The 24,153-nt window shown below is 69.8% G+C and carries 19 protein-coding genes; 10 read left to right on the forward strand and 9 right to left on the reverse strand.

Annotation, left to right across the window (positions count from 1 at the left end; translation table 11 throughout):
* Positions 1 to 63 precede the first annotated feature (63 nt).
* The 5 genes from OHU89_RS45700 to OHU89_RS45720 all read right to left on the reverse strand — a co-directional run bounded on the left by OHU89_RS45700 (position 64) and on the right by OHU89_RS45720 (position 7,123).
* Positions 64 to 2,619 carry a CBM35 domain-containing protein gene (locus tag OHU89_RS45700; protein WP_405651811.1) on the reverse strand — a complete coding sequence of 852 codons (2,556 nt, stop codon included), beginning with the start codon at positions 2,617 to 2,619 and terminating at the stop codon, positions 64 to 66.
* A 132-nt stretch (positions 2,620 to 2,751) separates the two neighbouring features.
* On the reverse strand, positions 2,752 to 3,606 hold the full coding sequence (locus OHU89_RS45705; protein WP_405651814.1) for a carbohydrate ABC transporter permease: 855 nt from the start codon (positions 3,604 to 3,606) through the stop codon (positions 2,752 to 2,754).
* The gene (locus OHU89_RS45710) at positions 3,603 to 4,553 is read right to left on the reverse strand and encodes a carbohydrate ABC transporter permease (protein WP_405651816.1); all 951 of its coding nucleotides are present in this window, start codon (positions 4,551 to 4,553) and stop codon (positions 3,603 to 3,605) included. The genes OHU89_RS45705 and OHU89_RS45710 overlap by 4 nt, the downstream gene beginning before the upstream one ends.
* A 77-nt stretch (positions 4,554 to 4,630) precedes the next feature.
* Positions 4,631 to 5,941 carry an ABC transporter substrate-binding protein gene (locus OHU89_RS45715; protein WP_405651818.1) on the reverse strand — a complete coding sequence of 437 codons (1,311 nt, stop codon included), beginning with the start codon at positions 5,939 to 5,941 and terminating at the stop codon, positions 4,631 to 4,633.
* 111 nt (positions 5,942 to 6,052) lie between these two features.
* Positions 6,053 to 7,123 carry a LacI family DNA-binding transcriptional regulator gene (locus tag OHU89_RS45720; protein WP_405651821.1) on the reverse strand — a complete coding sequence of 357 codons (1,071 nt, stop codon included), beginning with the start codon at positions 7,121 to 7,123 and terminating at the stop codon, positions 6,053 to 6,055.
* 242 nt (positions 7,124 to 7,365) lie between these two features.
* Here OHU89_RS45720 and OHU89_RS45725 point away from each other — a divergent pair, with 242 nt between their 5' ends.
* On the forward strand, positions 7,366 to 9,435 hold the full coding sequence (locus OHU89_RS45725) for an alpha-galactosidase (protein ID WP_405654937.1): 2,070 nt from the start codon (positions 7,366 to 7,368) through the stop codon (positions 9,433 to 9,435).
* Between the two features lie 38 nt (positions 9,436 to 9,473).
* Here OHU89_RS45725 and OHU89_RS45730 read toward each other — a convergent pair whose 3' ends face one another.
* Genes OHU89_RS45730 through OHU89_RS45740 form a run of 3 tightly spaced genes read right to left on the reverse strand, consistent with a single transcriptional unit; the run spans position 9,474 to position 13,030 of the window.
* The gene (locus OHU89_RS45730) at positions 9,474 to 11,765 is read right to left on the reverse strand and encodes an FtsX-like permease family protein (RefSeq protein WP_405651823.1); all 2,292 of its coding nucleotides are present in this window, start codon (positions 11,763 to 11,765) and stop codon (positions 9,474 to 9,476) included.
* 3 nt (positions 11,766 to 11,768) lie between these two features.
* Positions 11,769 to 12,518: an ABC transporter ATP-binding protein gene (locus OHU89_RS45735; RefSeq protein ID WP_405651826.1), complete on the reverse strand. Its 750-nt coding sequence runs from the start codon at positions 12,516 to 12,518 to the stop codon at positions 11,769 to 11,771.
* Positions 12,515 to 13,030 carry a PadR family transcriptional regulator gene (locus OHU89_RS45740; protein ID WP_405651829.1) on the reverse strand — a complete coding sequence of 172 codons (516 nt, stop codon included), beginning with the start codon at positions 13,028 to 13,030 and terminating at the stop codon, positions 12,515 to 12,517. Before OHU89_RS45740 ends, OHU89_RS45735 begins: the two co-directional genes overlap by 4 nt.
* Before the next feature lie 124 nt (positions 13,031 to 13,154).
* Here OHU89_RS45740 and OHU89_RS45745 point away from each other — a divergent pair, with 124 nt between their 5' ends.
* The 7 genes from OHU89_RS45745 (at position 13,155) to OHU89_RS45775 (ending at position 21,109) form a co-directional block, all read left to right on the forward strand.
* Entirely contained in the window at positions 13,155 to 14,423 is a 1,269-nt protein-coding gene (locus OHU89_RS45745; RefSeq protein ID WP_405651831.1) for an ABC transporter substrate-binding protein, read from the forward strand.
* A 199-nt stretch (positions 14,424 to 14,622) separates the two neighbouring features.
* Positions 14,623 to 16,269: a glycoside hydrolase family 13 protein gene (locus OHU89_RS45750; RefSeq protein ID WP_405651834.1), complete on the forward strand. Its 1,647-nt coding sequence runs from the start codon at positions 14,623 to 14,625 to the stop codon at positions 16,267 to 16,269.
* A 51-nt stretch (positions 16,270 to 16,320) separates the two neighbouring features.
* Positions 16,321 to 17,649: an ABC transporter substrate-binding protein gene (locus OHU89_RS45755; protein WP_405651836.1), complete on the forward strand. Its 1,329-nt coding sequence runs from the start codon at positions 16,321 to 16,323 to the stop codon at positions 17,647 to 17,649.
* Positions 17,650 to 17,654: 5 nt separating this feature from the next.
* Entirely contained in the window at positions 17,655 to 19,013 is a 1,359-nt protein-coding gene (locus OHU89_RS45760; RefSeq protein ID WP_405651838.1) for an ABC transporter permease subunit, read from the forward strand.
* Positions 19,010 to 19,855 carry a carbohydrate ABC transporter permease gene (locus OHU89_RS45765; protein WP_405651840.1) on the forward strand — a complete coding sequence of 282 codons (846 nt, stop codon included), beginning with the start codon at positions 19,010 to 19,012 and terminating at the stop codon, positions 19,853 to 19,855. The genes OHU89_RS45760 and OHU89_RS45765 overlap by 4 nt, the downstream gene beginning before the upstream one ends.
* A gap of 92 nt (positions 19,856 to 19,947) precedes the next feature.
* The gene (locus OHU89_RS45770; RefSeq protein WP_405651842.1) at positions 19,948 to 20,703 is read left to right on the forward strand and encodes a hypothetical protein; all 756 of its coding nucleotides are present in this window, start codon (positions 19,948 to 19,950) and stop codon (positions 20,701 to 20,703) included.
* A 187-nt stretch (positions 20,704 to 20,890) separates the two neighbouring features.
* Positions 20,891 to 21,109 (forward strand): hypothetical protein, encoded by a 219-nt coding sequence (locus tag OHU89_RS45775; protein WP_405651844.1) that lies wholly within the window; start codon positions 20,891 to 20,893, stop codon positions 21,107 to 21,109.
* 60 nt (positions 21,110 to 21,169) lie between these two features.
* Here OHU89_RS45775 and OHU89_RS45780 read toward each other — a convergent pair whose 3' ends face one another.
* The gene (locus OHU89_RS45780; RefSeq protein WP_405651847.1) at positions 21,170 to 21,844 is read right to left on the reverse strand and encodes a PepSY domain-containing protein; all 675 of its coding nucleotides are present in this window, start codon (positions 21,842 to 21,844) and stop codon (positions 21,170 to 21,172) included.
* Between the two features lie 172 nt (positions 21,845 to 22,016).
* Between OHU89_RS45780 and OHU89_RS45785 the strand changes: the two genes are divergently transcribed.
* Complete coding sequence (locus OHU89_RS45785; protein ID WP_405651849.1) at positions 22,017 to 22,685, forward strand: response regulator transcription factor; 669 nt, start codon at positions 22,017 to 22,019, stop codon at positions 22,683 to 22,685.
* On the forward strand, positions 22,682 to 24,124 hold the full coding sequence (locus OHU89_RS45790) for an ATP-binding protein (protein WP_405651851.1): 1,443 nt from the start codon (positions 22,682 to 22,684) through the stop codon (positions 24,122 to 24,124). The genes OHU89_RS45785 and OHU89_RS45790 overlap by 4 nt, the downstream gene beginning before the upstream one ends.
* The last annotated feature ends 29 nt before the right edge of the window (positions 24,125 to 24,153 follow it).

The raw sequence follows: 24,153 nt of genomic DNA on the forward strand, positions 1-24,153 counted from the left end.
TCGAGGAAGCCGCGACGCCACCGGCTGTTGCCGTCCGGGGGGCCAGGATTGTGTGCGGTGCCGTCAGCCGTTCAGCGGCGCGACGGTTACCTTGTCGATGTCCGGTGCGTATGCGGCGGAGTTGGCGAAGGTGATGGTGTTGACGCCGGCCTTGAGGGTCACCGAGACCGGCAGGTCCCAGAAGTTGGACCAGCTGTAGGAGTTGCGGAACATGACCGTCTGGGAGGTGTCGTTGACGGTGATGTCCGCGGCCCGGGAGACGACGTTGGTGTTGTAGTTCCCGGACCCGGCGGTCTCGTTGTTGGCGTAGCGCACGTTCATCACGTAGCGCCCGGCCGAGGGGGCGTTCACCTTGAAGGTGAGGGTGTTGGCGGCACCCAGGCCGATGTGGCCGACGTACTTGTCGCCGGAGGCCCAGGAGTTGCCGGAGACCGACGCGGTGCCGGCGGGGGCGGCGTCCTCGGCCTCGTAGGTCTCGGCCCCCGAGGTGCTGACCACGCCGGTGACGCGCAGGTCGCGCAGGGTGAGACTGCCCTTGCCCGGGACGGCGGCCGTGATGCGGTTGTTGCCCGCCGACAGGTACAGCCGCAGAGCCTTGTCGGTCACGCGGCCCCGGGTGGAGGAGAGGACGGCGGCGTCGGCGCCGTCCATGCTCAGGGTGGCGTCGCCGGTGGCGGCGTAGTGGGCGTGCACGGTGTAGTAGCCGTCGGCCGGGGCGTAGACGTCGAAGGCGGCCTTGTCGCGGCGGTCCAGCACCAGGGCGCCGGCGCCGCTGATGCCGGAGGCGCTGTAGTCGTAGGACGGGGAGCCGCTGATGTCGGTGTAGGCCGCGGGGTAGACGGAGTCCGGGGTCCTGGACGCGGTGAGGTCGATCTTGTCGAGGGTGACCTCGTTCGTGCCCTTGGCCAGGGTCAGGGTGTGCGTGCCAGCCGTCAGGGACACGGGCGTGCTCGCCGTGGCGCGGTAGGTCCAGTTCAGGGTGGACCCGTAGGTGAGGGTCCTGGGTGAGCCGCCGTCGACCGTGAGGGTCTGGGTGGCGGGCCCGCCGGACTGGTTGCCGTAGAAGACGTCCAGGTCGTACGTGCCGGTCTTCGGGACGTCGACGGTGAAGGCGACCTTGCTGTCGGACTGGTTCAGGCTGCCGACGTCCTTGGTGCCCGAGGTGGCGAAGCCGTAGGGGTTGGTCACCGAGCCCTGGGAGTAGACCGTGCCGCCGGTGATCGTGGCGTTCTCCGCCTCGTACGAAGTGGACCAGGGCAGGCTCGCCGCGGTGGGCGAGCCGCTGCCGGCCGGGTTGACGGTGACGCGGTAGGCCGACATGGCGTCCAGGCCGGTCAGCGGCACGTTGATGCTGCCGTTCTTGGCGACCTTGGAGGTGGTGCGGGACACCACGCTGGGCGCGGCGGCGCCCTCGTAGCCGCTCCAGCCGATGCGCTCGACGGTGACGTTGACCTTCTTGCCGAAGCGCGCCGGGATGTTGCGGATCACGGTGTTCACGTCGCCGGAGGTGCCGCCGAGGAGTACCTGGGCCTGCTTGCGGCCGGTGTCCAGGGAGGCGATTCCCTGGACGGTGTCGATGGTGTTGGGCTGCGGCGGGTCCAGCTTGACGGTCTTGCCGGTCAGGCCCGCGTACCAACGCAGCAGCCACCAGGTGCCGTTGGGGATGTTGGTCTGGGCGGCGTTGTCGTTGAGGTTTCCGGCGATGTTCCAGTACGCCTGGTCGGCGTAGACCTTGTTGCGCTCGAACATCGACATCCACTGGACCATTTGTCCGGGCACGGACTGGTCACGCCGGTTGCCGTACTCGTTGATGCTGACCGGCCGCTCGCTGATCCGGGCCTTCTTCTCGATGGCCCGGTAGTCGGCGAGGTGGGACTCGAAGTCCTTCAGGGAGTCCGGGCCCAGTTCGTGCCAGGTCGTGATGTCCGGGAGTACGCCGTTGGCCTTGGCCCACGGGTAGAAGTCGCCCATGAGCTTGGCGTCGTAGTGGGTCTCGTTGGGGCCGGCTATCCGGGCGTCGGGGATGATCGAGCGGATCTTCTGGTAGACGGTGGTCCAGTCGCTCTGGAACTTGCTCAGCGCGCTCGCGTACTTGGCGCTGTCGGAACTGCCCAGATCCGGATACCAGTTGCCGTTGGGTTCGTTGAAGGGCACCCACACGAAATCGTCCGCGTCGGGGCGTGCCGCGACCTTGCGGACCATGGTGTCGACCTTGGTCAGGTAGTCGCTCAGGCCGAGGTTCTCGTACGGCCACTGTGCGTAGACGTCCTGCATGTAGATGTGGACCTCGCCGCCGCCGTTGCGGTCGTAGCCCTTCTTGATCGCGAGAGCGTCGCCGTTGGGGTGCTGAGCGCCGTCGGGAGCCTTCTGTATGACGGTGGTCATGTGCAGCGGTGCGACCAGTTCGTCACCGGGGACGCTGTCGTCACTGAGCCCGTACAGCGTTCCGTTGGCTCCGTGCATCACGTCGCCGGTGGTTCTGCCCAGGTCGACGGTGACCTGCGCGGTGGCCGCCTGGGCGGAGGGAATGGTCACGGCTGTGCCGATCAGCGCGGCGGTGAAGGCGATCGCCCCCATGAGGCGCGCGGTGTGGCGTGATCCGTGCTCGGTTCGCGGCATGTGTGTCCTCCGCCTCCCGCGTCGTTGCGGGAGGATCGTGAGTGGGGCCCGGGGACCCAGGTGGACCGGGTGGCCCGGATGTGGGGGCCGGGGCGCGCGGGGAGTCACGCCCCGGAGATCAGGGGAGTGGGGCTACTTGACGGCGCCGCTGGTGATGCCGGCGACGATCCGGCGCTGGGCGATGACGAAGACCGCCACCATCGGCAGGCTCATCATCACGACGTAGGCGAAGACGAGGTGCCAGTTGTTCAGGTACAGCTGGGCGTTGGCGACCTGGTAGAGGTTGAGCGGGAGCGTGGCCTTCTCCCCGCCGCCCAGCACGAAGAAGGCGTAGAAGATGTCGCTCCAGGCGAAGAGCATCACCATGATCGTCGCGGTGGCGATGACCGGGCGCAGCAGCGGCAGGATCACCTGGAAGAAGACCCGGGGCGGGCTCGCGCCGTCCATGCGCGCGGCCTCCTCCAGTTCCTCCGGGAGGTTTCGGATGAAGCCGGTCATGAAGAAGATCGACGTGGAGAGGTACATCCCCGTGTAGACGGCGATCATGCCGAGCTGGGTGCCCGCCAGGCCGAGTTGGCGCAGCTCCATGACGATGGTGATGACGGCGGGCGGGAGCAGCAGGCCGCTGATGCTCAGCGCGTACAGCGTCCCGACGAGGCGTCCCTTGCGTCGGGCGAAGACCCATGCCGCGCCGGCGCCCAGCAGCAGGACGAGGACGACGGAAGGGACGACGACCAGCAGGCTGTTGACGAATCCCTGGACGATCTTGCCCTCGTCGAAGGTCTGTTGGTAGTTCTCGGCGGCCTGCATGTGCTGCGGCAGCGAGAGGTTGGGCTTGATCGCCTCGCCCTGCGGCTTCACGGAGGTCACCGCGACCAGCCAGAGCGGGATGCCGATGGTGACGGCCGCGACGACCAGGGTGACGAAGGGCTGGACCCACCGCACGGGGCGTCGGCGTACGGGGGCGAGCGCGGGCATGGTGGTCACTGGTCGTTCTCCCTGCGCCGCAGGCCGACGATGACGGGTACGGCGAGGACGACGACGATGAGGAAGAGGACCAGGCTCATCGCGGACGCCTGGGCGTACAGACCCTGGCCGAAGATGCGGAACATGTAGATGTTGAACACTTCGGTCTCGCTGCCGGGGCCGCCCGCGGTGGTGGCCTGGACGATGTCGAAGGTGTTCATGGAGCCGATCAGCGCGGTGGTCACGTTGAACGTCACCGCGGGCGCCAGCAGCGGGAACCGGATCGACCAGAAGGTGCGCCAGGCGCCGGCCCCGTCGATCCGGGCGGCTTCCAGCACGTCGTCGGGCATGCTCTTCAGGCCCGCCAGATAGATGAGCATGGCCAGGCCCATCCACTTCCAGCCGTGGATGAGGGTCACCACGACCAGGGTCCAGGTGGTCGATCCCAGCCAGGGGGTGTCGACCTGGTGTCCCACGAGGGAGGACAGCACGCCGTTGAGCGCCCCGTCCTGCTCCAGCAGGGCCTTGAAGATGTAGCCGACGGCCAGGGCGGAGATCAGCACGGGCAGGAAGAAGACCGCGCGGAAGAAGCGGTTGAAGCGGGTGTCCCGCTCCAGCAGGAGGGCGAGGCCGAGACCGAAGCCGTTCTGGAAGAGGGCCACGAGGACCGCGTACACCAGGGTGATGCGGATGTCCCGGAGCATCGATCCGTCGTCGAGGATGGTCTTGAGGTTGTCCAGGCCCACGAAGCTGATCTGCGGGTGGAACGCCGACCAGTCGGTGAACGGATAGACGAAGTTCAGCAGGTTCGGCAGCAGGAAGAACACACCGAACACGGCGAGCGCGGGAAGCGCGAACCACCACGGCTGGTCGGCCTTCTTCCGGGTGCGCCGACCGCGACGGGGCGGGCCGCTCCGGTCCTTCGCGCGCGTGGGCTCGATGACGCCCCTGGCGGCGGTGTCCACCACTTTCCTACCTCCGGTTACGGGCCCCGGGCGCGCCGATGACGGGCGGCCCGGGGAACGGGCTGGCGAAGGGACGCCGGTCAGAAGCCGGAGACACCGCGCGCCTTGAGGACCTGCTGGAACTGGTCCTGGGCGGCCTGGGCGACCTGCTTGGGGGTCTTCTTGCCGTAGATCATGTCGGCGAGGGCGAGGTGCATGTCGGGCGCGGTGAGTGCCTTGACCTGGAAGACGCCGGTGGCGGTGGACAGCGCCTCGGCCTGGGCGATCGCGGTCTGCGGCAGTCCGTCGGGGTTGGGCACCGACGGCTGCACCGACACGAGCTTGTTGGCCTTGATGTAGTCCGGGTAGTCCTGGCCGAGCCAGTAGGACAGGAACTGCCGGGCGGCGTTCTGACGCTTGGTGTCGCCGGTCTTGAAGGCGACGACGCCGTTGGTCTGGTCGGGCGAGTACTCGGCGCCGGCGGCGCTGTTGGCGATGGGGAACCAGCCCAGCTTCTTGTCCATCTCCTCCGTGCTGGAGGTGGCCTGTATCTGGGACTGGAGCGAGGTGACGTTGAGGGCCATCGCGGCGCTGCCGTCCATGATCGCCTTGCCCTGGTCGACGAACGTGGCGGTCTTGTAGTTCTTCTGCGCCAGGCCGCCGTCGAGGACCTTCGTCTTGTACTTGGTGATGGCGTCGACGATGGCCTCGTTGGTCCAGCTGTCCTTGTTCTTGTTGAGGTTGTCCCAGAACGTCTGCGGCAGGTCCGTCATCTGCACCTGGACCTGCCACTGCAGGGGCCACTTGTCGCCGCCGACCTCGAAGAACGGTGCGGTGCCCGTCTTGGACTTGATCGTCCGGGCGGTGGCGAGGAGGTCGTCGTAGCTCTTGGGCATCGAGGTGATGCCGGCCTTCTTGAAGACGTCCTTGTTGTAGTAGATGCCGAGGACCGCGGGGCTGGTGACGATGGCCGCGTAGCGGTGGCCGTCGACCTGGCCGAGGCCCTTCTCCGTCTTGCCGAGCTTGGAGACCCAGTCCTCGTTGTCGAGTTGGAGCAGGTTCTGCTGCGGCTGGATGAACGGCAGTGTGCTGCCCGTGGGCTGCCAGAACATCAGGTCCGGCTTGACGCCCGAGGCGAGCTTGGTCGGGACGTTCGATTCGTAGGGGTCGGGGATCACTTCGGTGTTGATCTTGGCGCCGGTGGCCTTCTCGAACGCCTCGATGGCCTGTTTGGGCTGTCCGACGCTGTTCTGGGCCGTCCACATGGTGAGCTCGACGCCCTTGAGGTTCGCGGTGGGGTCGACCGTTCCCTCGGGTGCGGCGCCGGTGCCGCCGGCGGTGCTGTCGCTGCAGGCGGTGGCGGTCAGCCCGAGCAGACAGGCGGTGACAAGGACGGAGACGGCTCTTCTCATGGCGAGATCCTTGGTCGTAAGGGGAAGGAGGCGGAGCGGTGCTGCCCAGGCGGGGCCGGCTGCGGGGCGGTGACCTGGGGTGACGGCGAGCGAGAGAGCGTCCGGTGCGGCTTATGTCTCTGGGGAACCCGCACTCTCCCGGAGGACGAGGGTGGGTTCGGCCGGCACCGGCGCGGGTGCCTGCTGCTCGGTGTCGAGTTGGGTGCGCAGCAGCCCGAAGGCGGTGCGGCCCAGCCCCTGGAAGTCCATGCGGACCGTGGTGAGGGACGGTGTGACGAATGCGGAGTGCGGGGCGTCGTCGAATCCGATGACGCTGACGTCCTCGGGAACCCGCCGGCCCGCGTGGTGCAGGGCCCGCAGGACACCCAGCGCCAGGTCGTCGTTGCCGCAGAGGATCGCGGTGACGTCCCGGTTCTTGGCGAGTTTCTGCCCGGCCTCGTATCCGGCCTGGGAGTCCCACCCCTTGCCGGACGGCTCGGGAGCGGTGACGCCGGCCGCTTCCAGGGCCTGGCGCCAGCCTTCCGCGCGCGGTCCCACCGAGCCCTGGGTCCCGGTCGAGGTGGGAATCGCCACATAGTGGACGGTGTCGTGCCCGAGTGCGAGGAGGTGCTCGGTGGCGGCACGGGCCGCCTCGCGGTCGTCGGCCCACACGGCGGGAAGCCCGGGTGACTGCCCCTGGGGTGGCGCTTCCACCACCGCCGCGCACGGCACGTGGGCCGGTACCCGCTCCAGGGCCGCCGCGCCGAGCCGGTCGAAGCCGATGACCACCAGTCCGCCGCCGGCGTCGGCGGCCGAGGCGATCGTGCGGTCCAGGTCGTCCTCCGGGGTCAGGACCCGCACACCGAGGGTGTAGCCCGCGGCGCGGGACGCCTCCTCCAGGCCCTGCAGGGTCGCTGCGTAGCCGTAGAGAAGCGTGTTCGACGTGAGGACTGTGACCGACCGGGTCACGCCGCTGGCCAGCGCGAACGCGGTGGCGTTGCGCCGGAAACCCAGGGCGGTGATGGCTTCCTGCACTCGCTGACGCGTTTCCTCCCGGACGTTCGGGTGGCCGTTGATGACCCTCGAAACGGTCTGGTACGAGACGCCCGACGCCTGGGCGACGTCGCGAATGCTGGCAGCTTTCTGCTGCCCGTGCGGGGGCTCGGAGCGGCCGCCCGACCTTGTGTGACCGGTCACAGACATGCGAGGATTGTGAGCGGTCACAACGTGGGCGTCAAGAGACCGTAACCGGGGGGTTATCACCCCGGTACATTCGGCGGCGCGGCCCATCCTCACGGCTTTGAGGGTGAATTCGCAGATCAGCTCCACGAGAACCAGCCACAGGACCGAACCATCCCGGAAGGGGAATCGCGTTGACCGCTGCCGTCGAAGCTGCCGAGGTGTCCCGGGTCTGGTCGCATCCGGAACTCGGCCTGCACGCCGTCATGGACGCCACCGGCGCGGTGAGACTGGGCAGACCCGGCCAGGACTGGGCCGGCCTGGTCCCCCTGGTCGAGGTCACCGCCACCGGCCACGGACGCATGTGGTCGGGAGAGCGCTTCATCGAGACGGCCATCGGTGACCGCCTGACCTACCTGAGCCATGACACGGTCGAGGACCGCGGCCGGGAGCGCACGACGATCCGGCTGGCGGACCCCACGACCGGACTGGCCGCCGACGTCACCCTGGAGGCACGTCCGGGCAGCGGTTTCCTACGGGCCCGGGTGCGCCTGGCCAACGAGGGCGCCACAGCGCTCCGGCTGGAGAGCGTCTCCACCCTGACACTCGGCGGCATCGTCGACGCGGACGGCGGCCTCGACGACCTGACCCTGCACTGGGCGGACAACGACTGGCTCGCCGAATGCCGATGGCGCCAGGACGCCTTCCGTAAACGGGTCGTCCCGCTGAGCCGGTCCGCCCACGGCCACGAAGGCCGGGGCTGCTTCGAGCGGTACTCGCAGGGAAGCTGGTCCACCGGCCGCCACCTCCCCGTGGCCGGCCTCACCGACAGCGCAGGCCGCGCCTGGCTGTGGCAGATCGAGTCCAGCGCAGGCTGGCGCTTCGAGACCGGTGAGCGCGAAGGTGCCGCCTACGTGGCACTGTTCGGCCCCGACGACGCCCACCACCAGTGGCACCACACCCTGGCCCCCGGCGAGGAGTTCCACACCGTCCCGGCCGTCCTCGTCCACACGGAGACCGGCGGACTGGACGCGGCCTTCGGTGAACTGACCGACTACCGCCGCAGCATCCGCCGCGATCACCCCGACCGCCTCGCGCTGCCGGTGATCTACAACGACTACATGAACACCCTGATGGGCGACCCCACCACGCAGCGGCTCCTGCCGCTGATCGAGGCGGCGGGCGCGGCCGGTGCCGAGGTGTTCGTGATCGACGCGGGCTGGTACGACGACGACGCCCAGGGCTGGTGGGACGCCGTCGGCGCGTGGGAGCCCGCTGCCCGCCGTTTTCCGGGCGGTCTGCTGGAGGTCCTGGACGCCATCAGGGCGCACGGGATGACCCCGGGACTCTGGCTCGAACCCGAAGTCGTCGGCGTACGCAGCCCCCTGGCCGGCACGCTGCCGCCCGAGGCGTTCTTCCGGCGCGGCGGTCTGCGCGTCACCGAACACGGGCGGCACCATCTGGACCTGCGTCACCCGGCCGCCCGCGCCCATCTCGACGAGGTCGTGGACCGGCTGGTCGGCGAGTGGGGCGTCGGCTACCTGAAGCTCGACTACAACATCAACATCGGCCCCGGCACGGAGAACGGCTCCGAGAGCCCGGGTGCCGGTCTGCTCGGGCATCACCGCGCCCACCTCGACTGGATGGCCTCGCTCCTCGACCGGCATCCCGATCTCGTCCTGGAGAACTGCGGGTCGGGCGGCCTGCGCATGGATTACGCGCAGCTGGCCGTGGCCCAGCTGCAGTCCACCAGTGACCAGCAGGACCTCCTGCGCTACCCGCCCATCGCCGCCGCGGCCGCCACCGCCGTGACGCCGGAGCAGGCGGCGGTCTGGGCCTACCCCCAGCCGCACCACACCCTCGACGAGATCGCCTTCACCCTCACCGGGGCGCTGCTCGGCCGCGTCCATCTCTCCGGTTTCATCAATCTGATGAGCGAAGAGCAGGCCGGCCTCGTCCGCTCGGCGATCTCCGTCTACAAGGAGCTCCGGCCGGAGCTCGGCGGCGCGCGCCCGTTCTGGCCTCTGGGGCTTCCCGTCTGGGAGGACGCATGGGTCTCCCATGGACTACGAGGTCAAGGCGCCACGTTCCTCACGGTCTGGAGAAGGGAACCGGGCAACGCCGGAACACCGGACCCGTCCGCCGACACCGACCGCACCCTCACCATCCCGCATCTGCGGGGCACTCACGTTCAGCCCACGGTGCTGCATCCCACGACCGCCGATGCCGCCGTGAAGTGGGACGCGGACGCGGGACTGCTCACTGTCTCGCTGCCGCGTGAGAACACCGCCGTTCTCCTCCGGTTGAGCTCGGACGCGGTGGACTCGGCGCGATGATGCCCCCTGGGGCCACCGCCTCATTCGGGCGGAGGCCCTTACGCCACGCCGCTCAGCGTGTCCGCGAACCGGCGGCGGGAGGCGCGGGCGGCCGGCAGCGCCGCCAGCGCGAGGGCGCCCAGGACCGCCGCCGCGGCGAAGGCCGACAGCATGATGGGGGAGGGGCCGTGCGCGATCCCGGCCCCGATCCCGTTCGATCTGCCCTGTGCGTCGATCAACCAGTGTGCAAGGGGGATCCCCACCACCATGGCGACCACCACCGAGGCGAGCGCGGTGCAACCGGTGGCCGTGACGGTGATCGCGGTGATCTGCCGGGGTGACAGTCCGATCGCCTTGAGCGCGAGCAGGTCCCGTTCGCCCTCGCGCACACTGCCGCCGATCGCGGTCAGCAGATCGACGAGTCCGATGAGGGCGAGGACGCCGAGCAGACCGACCACGACGGCGCGCAGCGGCGGCAGACCGTCGGCGGGGTTCGCCACGGTGTGCACGTCCAGCTGTCCGCGACCGGCCGAGGCCGCCAGGTCGGCGGCGACCTGGTGCGGCTCCGCACCGGCCCGCAGCCGGAGCTGGTACAGCATCGGCCGGAGCGTCGGGTCGTTCTCCTGCAGGGTGTCGAGCGAGGTGGAGATGACCCGGCCGGCGTTCTCGGGTTCGATGCTGCGGCCCACGATGTGCAGGATCTGGGGTCGGCCGAACACAGTCATGCGCACCCAGTCGCCGACGCGTACGTCCAGCAGATCCAGCAGTCCCTGCCCGGCGACCGCCTCGTCGGGGCCGTGGGCGATGCGTCCCTCGGCCAACGTGTAGGGGTACGGATCCTCCCGGGTGCCGAGGCCGCGCAGGGCGATCGTGGCCGTCTGGCCCGGCACCAGGGCCGCCACCTCGACGCCCGGATAGACGGCGGCGACCTCGGGACTGCGGGCCAGGAGCGTCCGAGTGGCCGGGTCGCTCAGCTCGTCGTCGGCGCGGACGGTGAGTGCGGCCGCCAGCCCCATCCGCTCCGGTCTGCTGTGGAAGCGGTCCATGGTCGTCCACGCGCTCATCGCCACCACGATCAGCAGCAGCGGCAGGGCGAGACGGGCGATCGTGGCCAGCGAGCGCGTGCGGCGCGTGAACGCCTTGTGCCAGCCGAGGACCAGCGCGGGCGGCAGCCGCAGGCCGAGGGCGCGGCGCGCCGGGCCCGACAGGCGTCCGGCGGCCGGTGCGGCGGCCCGCGGTACGGGAACAGGTGGCACCCGTCCTGCCCGCCAGGCCGCGAGCCCGGTGGTCGCCGCGATGAAGAGCACCGCACCCACCGGCACCGCGACCAGTGTCACGGCGTGCCCCGGCAGCCCCTGCCACATGGCGACCGCGTCCCCGAGGCGCCCGGGCATCCGGCTGCCCAGCGCCTGTATGAGCGTCGCCGCGGCCACGGCGCCCAGCAGCGCGTACGCGAGGTGCTGGAGCAGGAAGACACGGACCACCTGGCCCGGTGTGAAACCGATCGCCTTGAGGACCGAGATGTCCCGAAGATGGCCTCGGATGCGGGTGCCGATGGCCCCGTGCACGGCGAGACCGGCGGCGACCAGCGCGCCGAGGCCGAACAGGCCCAGTATCTGGCCGAGCAGCCGGTTGTCGCCCTGTGCCTCGGACTGGGCCTGCCGCCAGGTGGAGACCTCGCCGACGGCACCGGCACCGAGCACGGTGACGGCGCGCTGGACGGAGTAGTCGGTGTCCTCGGGGTCGGTCAGGCGCAGCCCGATCACCTGGCCGTCGGAGTCGGCGTGCGGTACGGCGGACGGGAGCGCCCAGACCACGCCGGACCGCTCGCCTCGGCGGTACTGCGGCTCGGCACTGTCGGCGATGCCCAGGACGGTCAGCGGGCCGGCCCTGCCGGGCAGTGTCAGCGCGTCTCCCGGCTCGGCCAGCAGAGCCCGCGCGAGGCTCTTCTCCAGCACCACGCCGTCGGGTGTCGCCGGGTCCAGCCAGCGGCCCGAGGTGAGCAACGGGCGGCCGATCGCGGGCTGTTGGGTCGTGCCGCGCAGTTCGACGGCAGCGCGGGAGCCACGGGAGGTGACGGTGGCGGAAGCCGTGGGGTAGGGACCCGCGACGGCCTCGACGCCGTCCAGCCGGGCGAGATCGGACACCTTGGAGGAGGGCTCCGTGTGGATCCACACGTGTGCGCCCCGGGACTGTGTGAAGACGCGTTGCCAAGGGTTGGTCGCGTAGCCGAAGAGCGCCGCCGCCAGCAGCAGGGAGGTGACGATGCCGACGGTGGCGAGCACCAGGAACAGCGCCTCGCCGCGATGCGTCCGCAGGTCCGAGTGCGCCCAGCGCAAGGTGGCTCGCATCGGTCAGTCCTTCAGCTGCAGCACGGCGGAGGCGTCCGTGCTCGGCGACGGCGTGCCGTCCAGCCGTGCGTCGTCGGCTATCCGGCCGTCGAAGAAGCTGATCACCCGGTCCGCGGCGCTCGCCAGCCGTGCGTCGTGCGTGACCAGGAGGATGGTCTGGCCGCGCTGGTGGAAACGGGACAGCAGCCGCATCACCTCGCGAGTGCCCTTGCTGTCCAGGCTGCCCGCGGGCTCGTCGGCGAGCAGCAGCGGCGGATGGTTGACCAGCGCCCGGGCCAGTGCCACCCGCTGCTGTTCGCCGCCGGACAGCTCGCCCGGCATGCTCCGCTCCTTGCCCGTGAGACCCAGCTCGGTCAGCAGCTCGTCCCGCTTCGCGCGCGCCTGCTTGGGGGAGACCCCGGCCAGCAGTGCGGGCAGCTCGACGTTGTCCGCGACCGACAGGTTGGAGACCAGGTTGAAGAACTGGAAGACGATGCCGATCCGGCGCCGGCGTTCCACGGCCCACCGCGACTCGCTGTAGGCGTCCGCACGCTCGCCGTTCAGCCAGATGCTGCCGCTGTCCGGTCGCTGCAGCCCGCCTAGCAGATGCAGCAGAGTCGACTTGCCGGCGCCGGAAGGACCGGTGACGGCCACGAATTCGCCCTGCCGCACACACAGATCCACCCCGCGTACGGCGTGAGCGGGCGCACCCTCGCCGTGGTGGGTCTTGACGAGGCCTTCGGCGCGCAGCACAGGAGTGGGGGTGTCGCTCACTCCGGCTCCTCCAGTTCCTCCTGGCAACGCTCCAGCCAGTCGAGGTCGGCCTGGAGGTGCAGCATGGCGCCTTCGACCAACAGACGGCCGATCCGGTTGTCCCGGTTCTCGGCCGTGACGAGCTTCGACAGGTTGCGCATGGTGTTCAGGTAGTGGCGTCGCTGCTTGTTGATCAGGTTTATCTGGTCGGCGAGACCGGTCTGCGGGGCGAGCGCGAACTTCATGAAGAACTCGTCCCGCACCCGCGGTTCGTCGGCCGTCTCCTCGTACCAGGCGAGCAGTGCCTCCTGCCCGGCGTCGGTGAGGCGGTAGATCTTCTTGTTGGGCCGACTCGACTGCTCGACCTCCTCGCCCTCGATCAGTCCCGACTTCTCGAGGCGGCCGAGGGTCACGTAGATCTGGCCGATGTTCGGCTGAGGGTACGCGGCACCCAGCAGTTGCTCAAGGTCCTGCTTGAGCTCGTAGCCATGGGCCGGGCCGCGTGCCAGCAGTGCCAGGAGGGGCAGGCGCACTCGTGCTGTCCTCCTCGCAGCCTCGTAGTGTGGTCCAGGCCCTAGTATCGCCCATACCTAACAGGTATACATGGCCTCTGATTCCGGGCGAGGGAGCCCAGCGCCGGTGTACAGGGAGGAACCTATGCGGTGGATACACGCCGCCGGTAGGGGCCTTCTCGTCCTCGCGGTGGTCCTGGCCGGTTACGGCGGAACCGGTGCCCATGCCGACGGCGGGTCCCAGGGCCGTGGACCGCTGACCCTGGCCACGGGCGGCGACCTGACCGGCTACCTCGGCTCGCTCCTCCAGGGCTGGAACCGCGCCCACCCCGCAGAGCGGGTCACCCTCGTCGAACTGCCGGACTCCCCGGACGAGACCCGCGCCCAGATGATCACCGACCTGCGCGACGGGGAGCACGGCCGCTTCGACATGCTCAACATCGACGTCGCCTGGACCTCGGAGTTCGCCGCCGCCGACTGGATCCGCCCGCTGCCACGGGACCGCTTCCCGCTGGGCAGCTTCCTCCCGCCGGTCGTGGACACGGCGACGTACGACGGACAGCTGTACGCGGTCCCGTACGTCACCAATGCGGGCCTGCTCCTCTACCGCAAGGACATCCTCGCCGCGGAGGGCGTCCCGGCGCCCCGCACCTGGGCCGAACTGGAGCGCGACGCGAAGACGATCGCGCCCAGGCACGGACTCGACGGCTACGCGGGCCAGTTCCTGCCCTACGAGGGACTCACCGTCAACGCGGCCGAGGCCGTGTACTCGGCGGGGGGCACCATCCTCGGCGACGAGGGCGACCGTGTCACCGTCGGCTCGGCTGCCCGGGAGGGTATCGGGTTCCTCGCCCGTGGCGTCCGGGAGGGCTGGGTGCCCAAGGAGGCGCTGACGTACACGGAGGAGGAGTCCAGGCGGGCGTTCCAGGACGGGCGGCTGCTCTTCCTGCGCAACTGGCCCTACGCGTACGTCAGTGCGTCCGCCGCGGGTTCCGCGGTCGCCGGCAAGGTCGGCGCCGTACCTCTGCCGGGTCCCGACGGGCCCGGAACCAGTGTGCTCGGCGGCTCCAACCTGGCCGTCACCACACATGCCGCGCATCCGGAGACCGCCGCGCGCCTGATCGCCTACCTCACCAGTGAGGGCGTCCAGCGGCAGGTTCTCCAGAAGGGCGCGCTGCCTCCCGTACGCGCGGATCTGTACGAGGATCCGGAACTGGTGCGGAAGTTCCCGTACCTGCCGACCCTGCGTGCCAGTGTCCTCACGGCCGCGCCGCGCCCGAAGAGCCCCCGCTACGACCAGGTCAGCCTGGTGGTGCAGGCGGTCGTCCACGACGCGATGACCGGGCACACGACTCCCGCGGCGGCGGTGCGACGGCTGGCCAGGGAGCTGGCGGAGATCGCCCGCCGCGGCTGAGAGCTCTGCCGTCTCCCCTTCCCCCCCTCTACCTACATGTTAGGTAACGCCGTGGTCTCACCCTCTCTCGTTTAGGGCCTATATATCCGTATATAGACACCTGCTGTCTCGATTGCTGCTGCACGTTCATTGACACCCGTGCGAAACGGCTACCTAACATGCATGCATAACAGTCAGCCCGCACAGACAGGTCCATGGGGTGAGCTCCAAGCACATCGACACGCCGCACTGGTGGCGTGATGCAGTGATCTACCAGGTGTACGTCCGCAGCTTTCTGGACAGCACCGGCGACGGCGTCGGCGATCTCGCCGGAGTCCGCGCGGGGCTGCCCTACCTGAAGAAGCTGGGTGTCGACGGGATCTGGCTGAGCCCCTTCTACCCCTCACCGCAGCACGACCACGGCTACGACGTCGCCGACTACTGCGACGTCGACCCGCTCTTCGGGGACCTCGCCGAGTTCGACCTGCTGATGGCGGCGGCCCGGCGGCTGGGCATCAGGGTGCTGCTCGACATCGTGCCCAACCACTGCTCCAGCGACCACCCCTGGTTCCGCGAGGCACTGGCCTCCGAGGCGGGCAGCGCGGCCCGGGCCCGCTTCCACTTCGCCGACGGGCAGGGCCCCGACGGGACCGAGCCGCCCAACAACTGGCACGCCATGTTCGGCGGCCCCGCATGGTCCCGGGTCACGGACACCAACGGCCGCCCGGGCCAGTGGTACCTGCACATGTTCACCCCCGAACAGCCCGACTGGAACTGGCGCGACCCCGAAGTCGGTGCCGAGTTCGACCGCGTCCTGCGCTTCTGGCTCGACCGGGGCGTGGACGGCTTCCGCATCGACGTCGCCGCCGGGCTCTTCAAACACCCCGAACTGCCCGACTCGCCGGACCCCGAGGCCGACGCCCGTACGCGCGACTCCGTCAACCCTCTCGCCTGGAACCAGCCCGAGGTGCACGGAGTGTGGCGCCGCTGGCGCGCGGTGTGCGAGGAGTACACGGCGCACGACGGCCGCGAGCGGCTCCTGGTCGGCGAGGTCTCGGTCCCCACAGCCCGTGAACACGCGAAGTACGTACGCCCCGACGAGCTGCACCAGGCCTTCTTCTTCGACCTGTTGAGCGCCTCCTGGGACGCCGATGCCTTCCGCAAGGTCATCTCCGAGGCCATGCAGGACATCGCGGGAACGGGATCCACCGTCACCTGGGTCCTCAACAACCACGATCAGGTCCGCACCGTGACCCGCTACGGCGAACCGGCCCCCGAGGGCAGCGGGCTCGGCGCCGCCCGCGCCCGTGCCGCCGCCCTGCTGATGCTCGCGCTGCCCGGCGGCGCGTACATCTACCAGGGCGAGGAGCTGGGACTGCCCGAGGTCGTCGACCTGCCGGACGACGTGCTCACCGACCCGATCTTCCACCGCACCGGCAGCCGCGCCCGCATCCGCGACGGCTGCCGAGTGCCTCTCCCGTGGTCCGGACAGGCCTCGCCCTTCGGCTTCACCTCGGGCGTCGAGCACGCCAAGCCCTGGCTGCCGCAGCCGGACTACTTCGCCGAATACGCCACCGACCGGGCCCTCGCCGACACCCGCTCCTTCTGGCACCTGTACCGCGACGGCCTCCAACTGCGGGCCGCACTGCCCCAGTTGGGCGAGGGCGCGCTGCGCTGGCTGGACACCCAGCCCGGCGTCCTCGGCTTCGTCCGCGGCGACGGCCTCGTCTGCGCCGTCAACTTCGGTACGACGCCCACGCCGGCACCCGTCTCCGGCACCCCCCTGCTGTCCAGCGGCCCCTGCCCGGCCGGGGTGCTCCCCGGCTCCACGGCCGCCTGGTGGATCGGCGACGACACCGATTCCTGAGCCCCACACCTCCCCACCCCGGCAATCACCCTCCCCGAAGGGACATCAACGATGATGCGACGACGTACCACCCTGCTCACCGGCTGCACCGCACTCGTCCTGGCGCTCGGCGCGACCGCCTGCGGTGGCGGCGGTCCCGTCTCCGCAGGCGGCGGCGACCAGGCGTTCAGCGGCCAGACGGTCTCCGTGGCCGGCGTCTGGTCCGGCAGCGAACAGAAGAACTTCCAGAAGGTGCTGGACGCCTTCACCGAGAAGACCGGCGCCAAGACCCAGTTCGTCTCCACCGGCGACAACGTCTCCACCGTCGTCGGCAGCAAGATCGAGGGCGGCAACGCCCCCGACGTGGTCATGGTCCCGCAGGTCGGCGTGCTCCAGCAGTTCGCCCAAAGCGGTTGGCTCAAGCCGCTGTCCCAGGCCACCCGCAAGTCCGTCGACGCCAACTACGCGAGCGTGTGGAAGGACTACGGCAGCGTCGACGGCACCCTCTACGGCCTGTACTTCAAGGCCGCCCACAAGTCGACCGTCTGGTACAGCCCCGACGCCCTCGACCAGGCCGGCGTCCAGCAGCCGAAGACGTACGACGAGATGCTGAAGGCCGGGCGGACCATCTCCGACTCGGGCCTCGCCGCCTTCTCCGTCGCCGGACAGGACGGCTGGACACTCACCGACTGGTTCGAGAACGTCTACCTCTCCCAGGCCGGCCCCGAGAAGTACGACGCCCTCGCGGCGCACCAGCTGAAGTGGACCGACCAGAGCGTCGTCGACGCGCTCACCACGCTCGGCAAGCTCTTCAAGGACAAGCAGCTCCTGGCAGGCGGACAGTCGGGCGCCCTCAACACCGACTTCCCGGGCTCCGTCGAGAAGGTCTTCGGACCCGAACCCGAGGCCGGCATGGTCTACGAGGGCGACTTCGTCGCCGGTGTCGCCAAGGACCAGTTCGGCCGGAAGATCGGCGAGGACGCCAACTTCTTCCCGTTCCCGCCCGTCGGCGGCGGCGAGGCACCCGTGGTCAGCGGCGGTGACGCGGCCGTCGTCCTCAAGGACGGCAAGAACACCAAGGCCGGCATGGCCCTCCTGGAGTACCTGGCGACCCCCGAGGCCGCCGCCGTGTGGGCGAAGACAGGCGGCTTCCTCTCCCCGAACAAGGGCCTCGACCTCGCCTCCTACGGCGACGACGTCACCCGCACGACCGCCAAGTCCCTCATAGCCGCCGGGGATTCGGTCCGCTTCGACATGTCCGACCAGGCACCGGCCGCGTTCGGCGGGACCAAGGGCGCAGGCGAATGGAAGATACTCCAGGACTTCCTGCGCGACCCGTCCGACCCCAAGGCGACCGCAGCGCAGCTGGAGACCGCCGCGGCCAAGGCCTACAAGGACTGATCGCGATGACCGCCACGCTCACGAAGGTGGGCGGTCCCCCCGCCGCCGGAACCGTCGCCCACAAGCGGCGCGCCCGGCGGCGGGGGCGGACCATCGCCCTCCTCTTCGTCCTCCCCGCGCTGCTCCTGCTCGGCGCCCTCGTCCTCTACCCGGTGTTGTTCACGGTCGGCCGCAGCTTCTTCGACGCCTCCGGGACCCGCTTCGTGGGCGGTGACAACTACACCGAGATGTTCCGCGACCCGGCCACCCTCACAGCACTCCGCAACACGATCATCTGGGTGGTCGTGGCCCCCGCCCTGCTCACGGGCCTGGGACTGATCCTCGCCGTACTCGTCGAGAAGGTCCGCTGGGCCACGGCGTTCAAACTGTTGCTGTTCATGCCCATGGCCGTTTCCTTCCTGGCAGCGGGCATCATCTTCCGCCTCGCCTACGACGAGGACCCGGACAAGGGCGTCCTGAACGCGGCGGTGGTCGGCATCCACGACGCCTTCCAAGGCACCTCCTCCTACCCGACCGCCCGCGCCCGCGACGGACAGGGCCTGACCCAGGGCACCGACGGCTCGTACCGCACGAGCACGAGCGTCTCACCGGGTGACACGCTCTCTCTCGGCCTGGTCGGCGTAGCGCCCAGGGAACTGCCCCAGGACGCGCGGCCCGCCCAGGCGGCCGCCGCCCGGACAGCGGGCGCGGACGAACTGCGCGGCGTCGTCTACCTGGACTTCACCCCCGGCGGCGGAGGCAAACAGGGGGTCGTCGACCCCAGGGAGAGCGGACTGCCTCAGATGCAGGTCGAGGCGGTGCGCGACGGGAAGACGGTCGCGAGCACGACCACCGCCACCGACGGCTCTTTCCGCTTCACGGGCCTCGACGCGGGCTCGTACACCGTCACGCTCCCCGGCTCGAACTTCGCCCCGCCCTACGAAGGCATCTCCTGGCTCGGCCCGGCGCTCGTCACCCCGGCGATCATCGGCGCCTACCTGTGGATCTGGACCGGCTTCGCGATGGTCCTCATCGGCGCCGGCCTGTCGACGCTTCCCAGGGACGCGCTGGAAGCCGCTCGGATGGACGGCGCCAACGAGTGGCAGATCTTCCGGCGGATCACCGTTCCCCTGCTCGCACCCGTGCTGACCGTGGTCTTCGTGACACTCGTCATCAACGTGATGAAGGTGTTCGACCTCGTCTACATCATCGCGCCAGGGCCCGTGCAGGAGGACGCCACCGTGCTGGCCACCCAGATGTGGCTCGTGTCCTTCGGCGGCGGCAACGACCAGGGGCTCGGCAGTGCCCTCGGGGTCCTGCTCCTGCTCCTGGTGATCCCCGCCATGGTCTTCAACGTCCGCCGCTTCCGAGGGAGTCAGCGATGAACCTCAGTGCGCTCCGGCGCGGGTTCGCCAACAGCGTGGTCCAGGCCGTCCTCGTGGTCGTCGGACTGATCTGGCTCACCCCGCTCGCCGGACTGCTCCTGTCGTCCCTGCGATCCACGCAGGACACGGCCAGGGGCGGCTGGTGGACGACGTTCACCAGCCCGGGGCAGCTGTCCTTCGACAACTACGCGGCGCTGCTGGAGAACTCCGGGATCACGCGGGCGTTCTGGAACACCGTGCTGATCTCCGTTCCGACGACGATGCTCGTCGTGGTGATCGCCGCGCTCGCCGGATACGCCTTCGCGTGGCTGGACTTCCCCGGCCGCAACGCACTCTTCCTGCTCGTCGTCGCACTGCTGGTGGTGCCGGTGCAGATCGGCCTGCTGCCCGTGGCCAAACTCTTCGGCCAGCTCGGGCTGTTCGGCACCATCCCCGGCGTCGTCCTCTTCCACGTCTCCTACGGCCTGCCCTTCGCGATCTTCCTCCTGCGGAACTACTTCGCCGAGATACCGCGGGAGATGCTGGAGGCCGCCCGCATGGACGGAGGCAGCGAGTGGCGCATCTTCATCCAGCTCGTCCTGCCGGTGGGGCGCCCCGCCCTCGCGAGCCTCGCCATCTTCCAGTTCCTGTGGGTGTGGAACGACATGCTGGTGGCGCTCCTCTTCGCGGACAGCTCGGCGCAGCCTCTGACCGTGGAACTGCAGTCGCAGATACGGCAGTTCGGCAGCAACATCGACGTCTTGGCGCCCGGCGCCTTCCTGTCCCTGATCGTGCCGGTGGTCGTGTTCTTCGCCTTCCAACGGCACTTCGTCCAGGGAGTGATGGCCGGGTCCGTGAAGTAGGGGGTCTGCCGGCCGCACGCCCCGCCATCACCTGATCAGTTCAGTACGATGATTCCCCGGCGAACGCGCCGACCTGCACCACAGGAGGCGCCATGGACACCGTGGACCCGTCAGTGCGTCGGCGCCAGAAGCGCGATCGTCAGGTGGGCAATCCGGCGGCTCTGCGTATGGGCGTGTTCTGGTTCGTCCTCGGCGCCGCGGGCGCCTTCGTGCTCGCTCTGCCCGTCTCACTGTGGGTCGACGCACTGCGCGCGATCTCCCTCAACGCGCCGTCCGGCACCCACGTCTCCGGTGTCTCGGTCCCGCTCGTCGTCGCCGGGATGGTCGCGGGGATGCTCCTGGTGGGCCTGGGGCTGCCCGTGGGCGCCCATCATCTCGACGGCTACCGGGCCGCACGGGGCGGCGGCGGATGGGCGCTGGCGATCGGCGTCGCCGTCTTCGCCCTGGGCGTCGCTGTCGCGTCGCGAGGCTGGGTGGAGGCGGACCGCGTCGGGTGGGTGGTGACGGACTACGAGCCGCCGGATCCCTGGGGCTGGGGGCAGTGGATCCTCTACCACGCCGATCTCTGGCTGCCCGGCCTCCTGGTCATGCTCTCGATGCTGCTGGTGTGGTCGGCCGTCCGGACCCAGCGCCGCAGTGCCGCGAGCGCCGCCACCCGGGACCGGCTGCTGATCGAGGGGCTGCGGACCACCGGGACCATCAGCGAGCTGCGCATCCACTTCCTTGACGGTACGTTCGGCGCATGCCGATGGGGGATCACCAGCGCGGTCAGGGAACAGTCGAGAAGCAGCGCCGGCCGCGGCGCACCCCGGGCACCTGGCGGGTCGAGCGGCGCTTTCGGCATGTGAAGCGGCCGAAGTCGCGCAACTGGCCGGAAGCTCACCGGCGAAGACCGGCAGGCCAACGTCCTACGACTGTCCGAGGCGGAGGTGGCGGAAAGAACCGCGGAGTTCGGGGCCGACGTCCCCGAAACCCTGAGGATGCGCCGTTCGCTCGCCCCAGTTCCTCGCCGAGAGCGGCCAACCGGCCGAAGCGGTGCGCCTGCTGCGCGCCCTGTACACCGAGTCCCAGGCCTTCGGCCCGAAGCGGCAGAGCGAGACGCGTTCCATCCGCAACGCCCTCGACCTGTTGGACGAGGAGATCGACGCCGAACGGGGGACGATCTACGGAGTCGACGAGAACCTCGGCGACTACAAGATGAAGAGCCTTCAGGAGTGGCGAAAGCGCCTCGTCGTCAAGGCGGCCTCCGCGTAGGCCGGGGTTCGGTCATCGGCCGAGGCGGTCAACCGCTGGGCCTGATTGCGTGCGCCTTGGTCAATCGTTCGAGCGGTCGGCGGTGACCTTGCCGGAGTCGGGGTTCACGTGCCATTCGCTGCCGGTGCCGTCGGCGGCGGTGGTGTCGACATCCCAGGCGCGGTCCTTGCTCTCCTCGTCGAGGTCGACGGAGGTCACCGTGCCCTTGGCGGCGGCGGCCTCGGCGGCCTTCCCGGCGCTCACCGAGGTGCCCTTGAGGGCGGCACGGATCTGCGCGGTCTCGGCGGCGTCGTCACCGTCGTCGTTCTTCTCGGTGTGCGAGCCGAGGACCCTGCCGTCGGCCGGGTCCACCTGGATGCTGTGCCAGGTACCGCCGTTGGCCAGCACATCGACCTCCCACACGTGGGTCGTGCCCTCGTCGTCCAGGTCGGCCGAGACCGCCGTACCGGTCGTGTGCCGCAGCGCCGCCTTGATCGCGTCCGCGGCCGTGATCTGTCCGGCCTTCGCCGCGTCGGAGTTCTCGACCTTGTCCTCGGCGGCCTCGTCCGTGGGGCGGGCGGACTGCTCCCCTGCCCCGTTCTGGGCGGTGCCATCGGTGTCGTTGACGTCGTTCGTCACCGCCACGGTCTTCTTCGCCGGCCCTCCGTCGTCATCCGAGCCCGCGATGGCGGCCGCGGTGCCGCCGCCGATCAGAGCGACGGCCGCGACGGTGGCGATGACGGTGTTGCGCTTCATGGGGTTCCTCCAGAATGCGAACGACTGCAACGAATGACAGTGGTGTTTGTCGGTCGCAGTCGGCTTGTCCGCCTCGTCTGCTGTCGACGGGACCCAATCTGGCCGACCGACACTGAAGCGGAGCTGAAACCCCCTGAAGGCCTCTTCAGGTTCGGTTTGCCAAGCTGAGCGCATGCGTCTGTTGATCGTGGAAGATGAGAAGCGGCTCGCGCTGTCGCTGGCCAAGGGTCTGACGGCCGAGGGGTATGCCGTGGACGTCGTCCACGACGGGATCGAGGGCCTGCACCGGGCGAGCGAGGGGGTCTACGACCTGGTGATCCTCGACATCATGCTGCCCGGCATGAACGGCTACCGTGTCTGCGCCGCCCTGCGCGCCGGCGGCCATGACGTGCCGATCCTGATGCTCACCGCCAAGGACGGCGAGTACGACGAGGCGGAGGGCCTGGACACGGGTGCCGACGACTACCTCACCAAGCCGTTCTCGTACGTCGTCCTCGTCGCCCGGGTGAAGGCGTTGCTGAGGCGGCGCGGGCCGGCGGGCGGAGCCTCACCCGTGCACACGGTCGGCGATCTGAAGGTCGACACCGCGGCCCGGCGAGTGTTCCTCGCCGAGGACGAGATCACCCTGACCACGAAGGAGTTCTCCGTCCTCGAGCAGCTCGTGCTGAGAGCCGGTGAGGTCGTGTCGAAGTCCGAAATCCTGGAGCACGTCTGGGATTTCGCGTACGAGGGCGACCCGAACATCGTCGAGGTCTACATCAGCACTCTGCGCCGCAAGCTCGGTTCGGCGCTCATCAAGACGGTACGTGGGGCCGGATACAGGCTGGAGGTCCGCCCGTGAAACGCCGTCTCCGTTCGGTGAGGGCGCGCGCCACCCTCGCCGCGACGGTCGTCGTCGCCATCGCCCTGGTCGCGGCGGGCACCGCCGTGGTGCTCTCACTGCGGTTCACCCTCACCGACAAGGCGGATGCCGAGGCCGACTCCGTCGCTCGCAACGCCGCCTCGGCGCTGGCGAACGGGTTCGCGTACGACCAGCTGAACCTGCCGGACGGCGACGAGAATCCCGTCGAGGTCCTGGACCGGGACGAGAAGCCCGTCGCGGTCGGCGAGGACGTCGAGGGCATGAACGTGACCGCCGCCGCCTCGGACCGGCTGAACTCCGAGACCAACGACGACGCCGACGACAAGGCGGAGGGCGATCGGGACACGGAGGACAACGACGCGCTCACCACCGGGGAGGTCACCGACGAGACCTGGTACGGCGAGGGCACCGCGACCGTCGAGGGGGTGACGGCGAAATACCGGTTCGCCGCGGTCGACGTGATCACGTCGGGAGGTGTCCTGCTCACCGTCTACGCGGGCGCCCCGCTGTCCATCCAGGAGGAGGCCGTCGACGTCGCGTTGACGACGATGCTCATCGGGCTGCCGCTGCTGCTGCTGACGGTCAGCGGGGTGACGTACGTCGTCACCAGACGGGCGCTGCGTCCGGTCGAGGGCATCCGTGCCGAGATGGCCGCCATCATGGCCTCCGAGGACCTGTCACGGCGGGTCCCCGAGCCGGGCACCCACGACGAGATCGCCCGTCTGGCCCGCACGACGAACGAGACCCTCGCTGCCCTGGAGACCTCGATCGCGCGGCAGCGCGCGTTCGTCGCCGATGCCTCGCACGAGTTGCGGAGCCCCATCGCGTCCTTGCGCACCCAGCTCGAAGTGGGCGCCGCCCACCGGGAGTTGCTGGACCTGGACGGGGCTGTCGAGGACACCGTACGACTGCAGAGCCTCGCTGCCGACCTGTTGCTGCTGGCCCGGCTGGACGCGGGGGAGCGGCCCCCGCCGGACGCTCGCTTCGACCTGGCGGCGGTCGTGGCGGAGGAAGTGTCCTCCCGGGACGGAGTGACCCTCGACAGTGTCACCTCCGTGGAGGTGCACGGTTCCCGCAGCCAGATCTGCCGTGTTCTCGGCAATCTCCTGGACAACGCCCGCCGGCACGCCCGCGATCGCGTCGCCGTCACCCTGCGCACGGCCGCCGACCAGGTGGTCCTCCAGGTCGCCGACGACGGCTCGGGCGTCCCCCTCGCCGACCGCGACCGCATCTTCGAGCGCTTCGTCCGTCTCGATGAATCCCGAGCCCGCGACGACGGCGGCGCTGGCCTGGGCCTCGCCATCGCGAAGGACATCGCCGTACGCCACGGAGGCACATTGACAGTCAGTGACGCTCCCGGGGGAGGTGCCTTGTTCGAGCTGAGACTGCCGCTCCGCCAGCGCCGCGGGCAACGATGACGAAGGTGATGGCGGGGTGGGGATGGGAT

The sequence above is a fragment of the Streptomyces sp. NBC_00019 genome (assembly GCF_045041015.1).
Taxonomy (GTDB): domain Bacteria; phylum Actinomycetota; class Actinomycetes; order Streptomycetales; family Streptomycetaceae; genus Streptomyces.